The 9,219-nt window shown below is 68.8% G+C and carries 7 protein-coding genes and 1 pseudogene; 5 read left to right on the plus strand and 3 right to left on the minus strand.

Features of this window, described 5'->3' with window-relative positions; translation table 11 throughout:
* The first annotated feature begins 669 nt into the window (after nt 1-669).
* Nucleotides 670-1,176: a DUF2269 domain-containing protein gene (locus ACGFMP_RS17725; RefSeq protein WP_393673316.1), complete on the plus strand. Its 507-nt coding sequence runs from the start codon at nt 670-672 to the stop codon at nt 1,174-1,176.
* A gap of 297 nt (nt 1,177-1,473) precedes the next feature.
* On the opposite strand, the gene ACGFMP_RS17730 is transcribed toward ACGFMP_RS17725, so the two are convergent.
* Nucleotides 1,474-1,899, minus strand: coding sequence for a DUF6924 domain-containing protein (locus tag ACGFMP_RS17730; RefSeq protein ID WP_393673317.1), 426 nt, complete (start codon nt 1,897-1,899; stop codon nt 1,474-1,476).
* Between the two features lie 635 nt (nt 1,900-2,534).
* Here ACGFMP_RS17730 and ACGFMP_RS17735 point away from each other — a divergent pair.
* The 4 genes from ACGFMP_RS17735 to ACGFMP_RS17750 all read left to right on the plus strand — a co-directional run bounded on the left by ACGFMP_RS17735 (nt 2,535) and on the right by ACGFMP_RS17750 (nt 4,906).
* The gene (locus ACGFMP_RS17735; RefSeq protein WP_393673318.1) at nt 2,535-2,963 is read left to right on the plus strand and encodes a hypothetical protein; all 429 of its coding nucleotides are present in this window, start codon (nt 2,535-2,537) and stop codon (nt 2,961-2,963) included.
* 109 nt (nt 2,964-3,072) lie between these two features.
* Nucleotides 3,073-3,357, plus strand: coding sequence for a hypothetical protein (locus ACGFMP_RS17740; RefSeq protein ID WP_393673319.1), 285 nt, complete (start codon nt 3,073-3,075; stop codon nt 3,355-3,357).
* Nucleotides 3,358-3,998: 641 nt separating this feature from the next.
* The gene (locus tag ACGFMP_RS17745; protein WP_393673321.1) at nt 3,999-4,448 is read left to right on the plus strand and encodes a hypothetical protein; all 450 of its coding nucleotides are present in this window, start codon (nt 3,999-4,001) and stop codon (nt 4,446-4,448) included.
* A gap of 179 nt (nt 4,449-4,627) precedes the next feature.
* A complete protein-coding gene (locus ACGFMP_RS17750) occupies nt 4,628-4,906 on the plus strand; it encodes a hypothetical protein (RefSeq protein ID WP_393673322.1) in 279 nt (92 codons plus the stop codon).
* Here the strand turns inward: ACGFMP_RS17750 and ACGFMP_RS17755 are convergent.
* Both ACGFMP_RS17755 and ACGFMP_RS17760 read right to left on the minus strand, forming a co-directional pair.
* A pseudogene (locus ACGFMP_RS17755) lies at nt 4,896-5,246 on the minus strand (transposase family protein); the annotation flags it as partial. The gene ACGFMP_RS17750 and the pseudogene ACGFMP_RS17755 overlap by 11 nt on opposite strands.
* A gap of 264 nt (nt 5,247-5,510) precedes the next feature.
* Nucleotides 5,511-8,045, minus strand: coding sequence for a Helicase associated domain protein (locus ACGFMP_RS17760; RefSeq protein ID WP_393673323.1), 2,535 nt, complete (start codon nt 8,043-8,045; stop codon nt 5,511-5,513).
* Between the last annotated feature and the right edge of the window lie 1,174 nt (nt 8,046-9,219).

Raw genomic sequence — 9,219 nt, forward strand, 5'->3', positions numbered from 1 at the left:
TCGACACCGCGAGGCGCAGACGCTGTTGCAGGCGACAGATGAACGCCCACCAGCGGACCGTCAGTACATCGAGGACTACCCGCGCAACAGGCGACCTTGAACGACGCCGAGTGCTCCCACCAAGTGAGCCGACCAGCGCTGGGATCGGAACCGGGCGATTCCGCTCATCAGTCCGATCGGGACGGGCTGCCTACCTGTGTGAGTAGGCGTCCTGGCGACAGGGGGTGGGCGTCAGCGCTGGGAAGCGCTGGTTGCCTGGTGGTGGAGCAGTCGTGTGGGCTGGTCTGCTGTCACGAGGTGACCGGGCGGCTGCCGGCGTCCGATCAGGGCCGGTCGTGCGGGCTGTCACAGAGGTGCCTGCTCACAGCAGGGATCGCCGGCCTCGGGGCCTGGCGCACGGATGTGGCGGTGGGCGGGGATTCGGCGCGCGCGACCGCGGCTGGATCAGTGGTCGGCGCGGTACTCCTTGCGCGGTAGGTGGTGTTGCTCCTGGGGGATGACGATCTGCGCCCCGGGGGCGTGCAGGATGGAAGGCGAGGCCGTATCCCTGGCAGTGCATGCGTCGGATACTGAGGAGGCGAGAGCGTGGGTATCCTGCCGTCTAAGCCCGAGCCGGTCGCTCCCACTGCCCTGCGGGCGCGGCGCCGGGAGGTGGATCGGCCCTGCCGCGTGGGCCGGCGCCTGCCGCCGCGGTGGCGCAGGGCTCTGCGGGCCGCACATGTGACGGTCTCGGTCGGGTTGCTCGGCAGTGATGCCGCCGTCTTGGTGCTGACCTCGGCCGGGTGGTTCGGCAGCGCCCCGATCTCGGTCTATCCGGCCGCTCTCCTGATCGGCCAGTGGCTGCTCCTGCCGCTGGCCGTCCTGGCCCTGGCCACCGGCGTCGCGCTCGGCCTGCTCACGCCTTGGGGCCTGCTGCGCCACTGGTGGGTGGTGTTGAGCCTCGCGATCACCGGCGGGGGCACGCTTCTGGCCGCGGTCGTGCTGGTTCCCGGTCTGGACGCTGCGGCCTCGGCGGTTTCCGCCCGGCAACCGGTGGCGGACGCCACCGGGTTGGTCCGCGACGCGGGTGCGGCCTGCTGCGTGCTGATCGCGACGGTGGTGCTCTCCTTCGTCAAGCCCTTCGGCCCGGTGCGCCGCAGCCCCGCCGCCCGCGGCTACGACGGGCCCGCGGCGTAGTCCGGGCGCGTCGGCCGCGGTCACCGCCGTTGCCGCGTCGACGCGGCTCAGGCCGTGGCCCCTTCCGGGGCCACGGCCGGGCTCCTATCGGCCCACCAGGTACCGGCCGGAGTGTTTTCGCAGGTCAGGCCGCTGGTAGTGATGTTGCTGGGAGTCTCGACATCCCCTCTTGCGCTTCACCCCCTGCTGCACCGATGAGAAAAGAGGACGGGCGTCGACCAGCTGGCGTACGCCGGCCGCCTCGCTGCTGCCGACCTCGGCGCGTTCCTCGCCGGCCCCTGGGGGTTTGGTGAGGCCCTAGAAGGATCGAAAGATCCCTGCGGGATCATTCCGGGCGGCCTCTGCGAGGTCTGCGAAGTCCAGGTTGGCGATCGAGAGGTTCGCGTGGATGTCGTGAATGCTGGCGCAGGCAGTGCGGAGTGATCCGCCGTAGGCCTCGAACTCCTCGTCGCTCGCGCACTCGTCCCTGGTCAAGACTGCCACGGCCAGCAGCGGGTGCTCGCGGTTCCGCATGGTGATGCGGTCGGCGAGGAAGACGATGCTCAGATCCTCGTCCGCAGATACGGCGGCGATCACGTGATCCGTTGTGGCACCGGCCCAAACGGGATCGTCGACGAGGTGGACGTGGGGCTCATAGTCACCATCGCCCCACGGCCTCAACGACTCCTCGCACACGGCTTGCCAGGCTGTCTCGTCGCTGAAGTCGGTTCTGATGATCAGCACGGCGGACTCATCGCGGCCGGTGACAGCGGGCAGCACTTCGGGCTCCGATCTGTATGGGTGCAGATACTGTGTACAAGGTGCCAGGCCGTGGCGACAGCCGGTCAAGTTCAGTGAGATCCGCCAAACTCCGCTGAGACGGGACAACCGTGAGGAACGCCGAGTCTCCAGCCAACTGGTCGGACGGTGACCTCAGCCGAGAGCCTGCCGCCCCGTAATCGATGCGGGCCGGGCTCGTTGAACACCGCGCATTCCCACACCTTCGAAGCGTCGGTGTCGGCGCCCCACGGCGGCCCGTGGCTTCGTGCTGCCCGTCCCGCCGAGGCGGCCCGCACGGCCTCACAGCGTCGCTACCGTGGCATCAGCCCGCAAGCGCCCTGGAGGCCCGTGATGGGCGATCAGCCCGCCCCCGACGGGGCCCAAGCCCGCGGGCGCCGGCCGCGAGACGCTGACGCCCGGCGGCGCGCAGGCGCTGCGCGCGTACGTGGCCCGCACGCGCGAGAACGCCGACCGCCTGGCCGCCGTCCTCGAGGACACCGCACTCGACGGCCTGTCCGACTCCGCGACCTGCACGCCGTGGGAAGAGCACGCGAACGCAAGCTCGCGCAGCTGCACGCCGCGCGCGGCCCCGTCGCCGGATGCCGCGCCATTCCGGCCCCCGGGCCCGGATCACCTTCAGCGAGTCGGCGGAGAAGCAGATCGAGGCCCTGACCGACGAAGCCGAACTGCCAGCCCTGGACCGCGCCCTGGCCGTGCTGTCCGTCGACCCCGACGCCGGCACCCCGATCCCCGGCTCCCACCCGGGCCTGCGCAACTACCGCGACGACGCCGACGACGTCCGCGTCATCTACTTCGTCACCGCGCTGCGCAGCATCGGTCGTGGCGTACATCGAGGCGTAAAGCGCCTGCTCTGCCACGTACGGCTTTGTCTCAGTTCAATGAACAGCGCAGCGTCGACGCGGTCAGCTGGCCGTGCTCTGGGCCATGGATCAGTGGCCGAACATCATCGCTGCGGCAAGCGCACTCCTGGGTGCTGGAATCGGATCGGCTGGCGTCCTGACAGGTGAGCGCTGGCGTACGCGTGCGGCCGCACTCCAGGAAGAACGCTCCGCAGCCCTCCGGCTACGTGATGAGCGGAAGGAAGCCCTGCTGCGTTTCTTTGCTGCGCTACGCCCGGTGGAACGCCTCGTGCACAAGCGCATCGAAGGAGAGGCCCTGGATTCGGACACCGCTGGCGAGTTGGAGAGTGCTCTGTGGCTGTGTCATCTGGAAATACGTGTGCTCTGCTGCGAGCCGCTTCGCGAAGCCGCCTACCCGCTGATCGAGGCAGTCACTGAAGCCCTATGGGACCCGCTGGCGCAGCGCCTCCAGTTGCACCTTGGGGACAAACGCGCCAAGCTCCTCGCGGCTGTTCGTGCAGAGCTTGGCATAATGCCGTGGCCGGCGGCTGAGCAGGGATAAGCAAGTGGAGCTGCGCACCTCCCGTTCTCCGTCCGTCCGGCTCGGCTGACCGTCCACCAGCGGCCGCCAGACCTGCGGTGCCTTCCTGGACTCCCGGCACATTGAGCAGCTGCTCCGGTCGCATGCCGACCTGTGGCTGACCTCGCTGACTGGCGAGGACCCGAGAGCGTTCGACGGGGTCTGGGTCTTCGTGCGCACCACCGGTGGCTGGATCACCGCGCCCTGGGTCCGCCTGTCGCTGGTGAGCGCGCTCTTCGCGGACTTCACCTGGAACCACGCCCGGCGCTTGGCCGCCGCGGCCGGCATGGACGACGCGAACGAGGCTGATGTCGCCCGCGTCCTGGACGAGCTGCTGACCCGGGCCGAGCACGGGCCGGACCTGCGCTCGGCCCGGGTCATCGCCCGCACCGGCACCGCCGCCGCTCTCCCGGGGGCTGCGGTACCCGAGGCCGCGATCACGCCCGACCCCGACCCCGAGACCGACTTTTCGACTCCGACTCCGCAGCGGCCTCTCCGTCCGCAGAGGTGGTGTCCTTCGGGGTCTTTGACGCCCACGCCGAAGCCGAAAGGTGGCTATGAGGACGCCCTCGACCAGCACGCGGCAGGAGGAGTCCAGCGAGCCGACCCCGCCGGATTCCCCGTTGACGACCAAGGAGGGCTGGCGCCGCTATGTCGAGCACGAGACCATCCCGCCGAAGCTGCTGCCCGCCACTGAGCGGGCAGAACCGACCGGAGAGGAACGGGCCCGGGCCGACGAGTCGTGGCGGGAGTATCACGCGGACCCGCCACTGGTGAACACCCCGACGATCCGCAAGGTGATGTCCACCGCCCGGCTGCTGATCCAGCTCAACCGCCACCAGGTCTCCGCGCGCCGCGGAGTGATCCTGTCCGGCGCATCCGGCACGGGCAGGACGACCGCGCTCACGCAGCTGGGCCGCGCGCACGAGCTGGCCACCGAGGCCGTCGTGAAAGCCGTTGAAGACAGGCAACCCGTGAGGTCGGACGCTCTGCAGTTCGCGCGTCCCCGGAGTGCGCCCCCAGTGCTTCCGCGCGTCGGCGGTGGCATGCTGTCGTGGCGCCAGGACCAATGAGAGCTCGTACGGGGGCATGGCCACGGTCGGCGCCCTGGCCGTACCCCCTACCGCTCAGGCTCTTGCTGAAGGTTGTCCTGTATGTCGTGAGCTGATGTCTCGCGGGATACTGGTGCTCGTTGTTGACCTGGGCGGGTGGGGTATTCGTGGTTGAGCTGCGGTGTGAGGTGGTCCGCTGGGTGGACGATGAGCCGTGGCCCGGGGTGGTCGAGGTTCAGTTCACGGATGCGGCGGGACGACGCTGGTCGTTGTTCGACAAGGCCCCGGTCTTCGCGGCAACGGCCGAGCTCGGCCCGGACTCGTCCTATCCGGTGGAGGTCACCGTCGCCTGCGTGGTCGCCCAAGGCCATGGCCTGCTGGAGGACGAGGTCGTCACCGTCTCCATCTCACCGCACGGCGTCACCACGCCCGACGGGCGGGAGGAGTTCGCAGTGAGGCAGGATCAGCTCATCCGCTGAGTGTGAGGTTGTGGAGCCGCGCGACGCCCTGCATCGGGTGGTGCACGCCGGCTCCTCGCAGGCGGCAGTCGCGGAGAATCTTCCGGTTCTTCATCCGTGAGAAGACGTGCTCGACCCGGGCCCGGGCCCTGCGACGGACAGCGTTGTCGGCTTCTTGCTCGGTGTGAGCTGCTCCGGTCCGCGACGGCGCCGGTGCGGAATCAGGGCACCCGTCCCCTGGCAGCCGCAGTCCGCCAGCACCGGCGCATCCTTGCAGGGCACTGTCGGCACCTGACTCGGCGAAGATCCGGCAGTCGTTGCGGTTGCCGGGCAGTGGCAGGCCGATGGCGACCACGAGCCGACATCGACCACAGCCGCCAGCAGCTGGCCGAACTCTATGCCGTAGCTCGCGGCCAGCCGGGCCAGGAACGCTGCGTCATCTCTCCCCGCAGCGGCGCCATCCGCCACACACCGCCCGCCGGCGACCTCTGGAGTACGGCCGCTGGTGAGATCCGATTCCCGGCGTCCATCGCCACCCATCCCAACGTCCCCCAGCTCGCCTAACGACCTGCAGACCCCGTAGTCGCGGGGACGAACCAACCCAGATGCGTCGTCCAGTCCGTCCCTACGCCCAGCGCATGCCGAGTGCGTCGAGTTCGGCGCGCCGCTCTGGGGTGAGCTTGTCAGCCCTGCGCCGGGCATTGTCGGTGAACATGCCGAGCCGGACTTCGGTTACCGCCCCGTCAGGCTCGACAAGCTGTTCGACAGCTTTCCGGGGTACCTGTAGGTGGCCTTCGCGGGTGTGGAACTGCTGGGCGGCCCGGATGTTGATGGCCCATTTGTCGGCTTGTGTGCGGGGCGCTTGTGGGCGTTCGTCGGGCAGTGCGGGGGTGAGGTGGAGCATGTTGGCGAGCATCCACTGTTGTGCGGGCAGCAGCTGCTCCCAGCCCAGCCGCTGTGCCTGGACCCACGCTCCGAGGTCTTCGCCCTGCACCGTGGCCTCGCCCGGCGCGGGCAGCGGGGTTCCGGCCTGGACCAGGTTGTGGCACAACCGGTAGCAGCGTTGCCAGGCGACGGGCCAGGCCGGGCACCAGCTCGGGTCGATCGCTTCCAGAGCGTCGCGGCGTTCTTCGGTCAGGGCCCCGGTGGTGGGGCCGATGGGGAGGCCGGCTTCGCGTCGTGCTTCGAGTTGCGCGAGCTTGCGGCCCGCGGTTCTCAAATTCTTGGCCCATACCCCTACTGGATGGCCGTTGAAGACGGCTGTGGTGGGCGGGAGGAAGTGGCCGTGTTCGGCTGCCCACCCCTGTGCTGCTGACAGCCCCTCCTGGAATGCGACGTCCCAGTGGGACCAGATCATGCCGAGGTTTTCGAGTTCTATGGCGCGTGCGGGCTTCATCTGGCCCGCGTTGAAGGATTTCCGCTGGTCGGCTACCCATGTCCCTAGCGGAAATTCAGAGGGCGCCCAATCATCCGGCGTGGTGAACGCATACGGGACTTTCAGATCTCCGTTTTCTTTCACGTATCTGGTCGCTGCCTGGATGCCCTGACGCCAGTAGGTGTTCTCCGGCCGGAGGATTCGGAGTTTCATGAATTGGGCGAGGATGGCGGGGTCGCGGGGGGTGGAGAAGGTGAGCAGGCTTTGTGCGGGTGCTGATGGGCCGCCCTTCCCGTTGCGCCGGCCGGTCGTGTCGAGGTCGGCTGCGGGCGGCTTCGGTGAGTGGCTGGTGGCCTGCTGCTCCGCGAGGCTTTCGATGGTGTCGGAGTCGTGTGAGCGGAGCGCAGCCAGGATCCTGGCCAAGGACTCGTATCCCTTGCTGGTGAGCATGGCGTCGGGGTCTTCGCCGGGTGCGAGGAAGACGGGCACCACCAGGCTGGCGACTTTGCCTTCGCCGGGGTTCATGCGGAGGGCGCGTCCGACGATTTGGAGGATGTCGACGGCGGATCCGCGGACGTCGGCGAAGAACACGGAGTCGCAATCTTTGGAGTCGATGCCTTCGCCGAGGACGCGAACGGAGCTGAGCAGTCGCAGGCGCATGGGGACCAGGTCGCCGTCGTGTCGCCGGCCGACGGGGTCGGCGAAGGTGGCGAGTGTCTGGCGGCGGTGGGTGGGGGAGTGCTCCCCGCACAGCCAGTCCGCCCACACCCGTGCGGGCTCCGGGTACGTCTGCGGGTCGTGCTCCCACAGGCGCCGGGCGACGGCGGGTACACCGGCCGCCATCGCTTCGGCTTCGCTGGTCCGGTAGTGGAACGTCAGCATGCGCCGCAGTCCGCGCTCTGCGGCGGTCTTGATCGCGGCGGTCTGCAACGCGGCGAGCCGGCTCCCGCGTACGTTGTCCGACCGGCTGTCAGCGCCGAGCAGTGCGGCGGCCTGGAGTTGCGGGTCGGTGACGTCGACGCATACCACCTGCCATGCGGCGACCAGCCCCAGATCGCGGGCCTTGGAAAGCGTCAGCCTGTAGGCCACGGGCCCGAACCACCCGTCGGGGTTGTCGTCCATGCTGGCCACGAGCACCGGTGCGCCCCCACCGCCTCCGCTGCCGTCTTCTTCGGTGTCCGGGGCTTCCCAGACGCGTGGGGTGGCGGTCATGTAGAGCCTGCGGTCGGCGGGGATGCGCAGGTTGTCGTGGATCGCAGCCCACGGCTTGCTGCCCCTGCCACTGACCCGGTGGGCTTCGTCGACGACCACGAGCGACCAGGCCGCAAGCCCGGCCTCATGGGCCCGCTGGAGGGTCCCCATCCCCACGCTGGCGTAGGTGGCGAACACGGTCACCTGCTCCAGGCCCCGCGTCCATGCCACGAGCTCGTCCACGTCGGTGGTGCACGCCAGCCCCTGCGCTTCGTCCGCCCGCAGGGAGCAGATCCCGTAGAACGCCCCGGTGCGGCCGCCGGCGCGCCAGGCGGCCGCCATCTGTGTCAGCAGGTCCAGGGTCGGGACCAGGACCAGGACCCGGCCGGCCCGTAGTTTCCGTGCGGTCAGAACCGCGATGAAGGTCTTTCCCGAGCCGGTCGCCGCGATGACTTGCGTCCGCAGCCCCTGCGCGGGCATTTCCTGTCCCGGCTGCAATTCAAGTCTCCGTACCGCCGCATCAGATGCTTCAATCTGGTGAGGGAATGGATGAAAACTTGCTTCCTCGCTTGCTGTTTCAGCCGCCAGTTTCATGGTCCGCCAACCACCCGAGCCCACATTGGGTCATCCAAGAATGGAAAGTTCTTCGCCGCTTGAACGCCATATCCGAGACAGTCCGTTCCCTGGTTCGCCGATCACAAGGCCGTCGGAAGAGTGCTCCACGCAGCCAAGCAGGCCGCTCGGGCCATCCGGCCACTCAATGATGAGGTGATCGCCAGACTCGACAACGTACTCCGCCCCGGAAGGTTCGAAAGTCACCGTGATCGGACTCTCGGACGCCTGGACCATGAAGCGCATGATGCCACCATTCCTGGAATGAGATGCCCCAGACCGGGCGTGCTCCGGGGCTGCTGTCTGAGTCCAGAGCTTAGCGCACAACATAATTTGACGCACCTCCTGGTCCACTCCCTCCCTCGTCTCTGACCTGTCTTCGTGATTGGCTTGGCCCTCCACGGGCTCGGACGTGACGGACAGGGGGGGCAGCACAGGTGGAACCAGAGCCGTCCACGCGCGAGGTGGACATCCTGCGAGTAGTGGACCAGGCCATGAGGTACCGGGCGGTGTGGGAAGAGGTCGCCACCACCCTCTGGGGGCGCCCCTTCCTGGATGTGGAGGACGGACTGCGGGCAACCGCCCGAAAGTGGGGGTTGTCCTCGACGACAACGCCACGGCAGCCATGCACATCCACGCCGGCCTCCGGGAGTAACCCCCTCCCCTTGCCGGCCTGCTTGTTGCCCGACCCGTATGACGCACTCCTGAGTCTGGTTGTCAGTGGTCCTCGGTACGGTTCTGGGCAGTGGGCCGGTCGGAGATCGTGAGGGACTCGCGGCCATGGGGGGTGGGTGTGGAAGGTCCCCGGCAGCCGGCTCGGGACTGGAATGGGATCCGTGACCCCACCCCCCACCAAGCCCCCTCTTTGCCAGCCTGCTTGTCGCCCGCCCCGCATGCCTGTTCATGCACCGGTTGCGGGGTGCGGAGCACACCGCCAGGACCCGAGCGGAGCGAGGGGCCAGGGGCCACCAAAAGGCGGGCGAAGCCCGCCGAATGGCGGCCCGTCAACCCCGAAGCGAAGCGAAGGGGTTGGCCCGGCTTCGCCGGGCCAACCGCGCGAAGCGCGGTCACGCTGAGCGAAGCGAAGCAGATACCACGAGCGAAGCGAGTGGTATCGCTTGCACAGCGCGCAGCGCTGTGGTACCCGCTCCGCGGG

Source organism: Streptomyces sp. NPDC049040, from assembly GCF_043197715.1.
Lineage (GTDB): Bacteria > Actinomycetota > Actinomycetes > Streptomycetales > Streptomycetaceae > Actinacidiphila.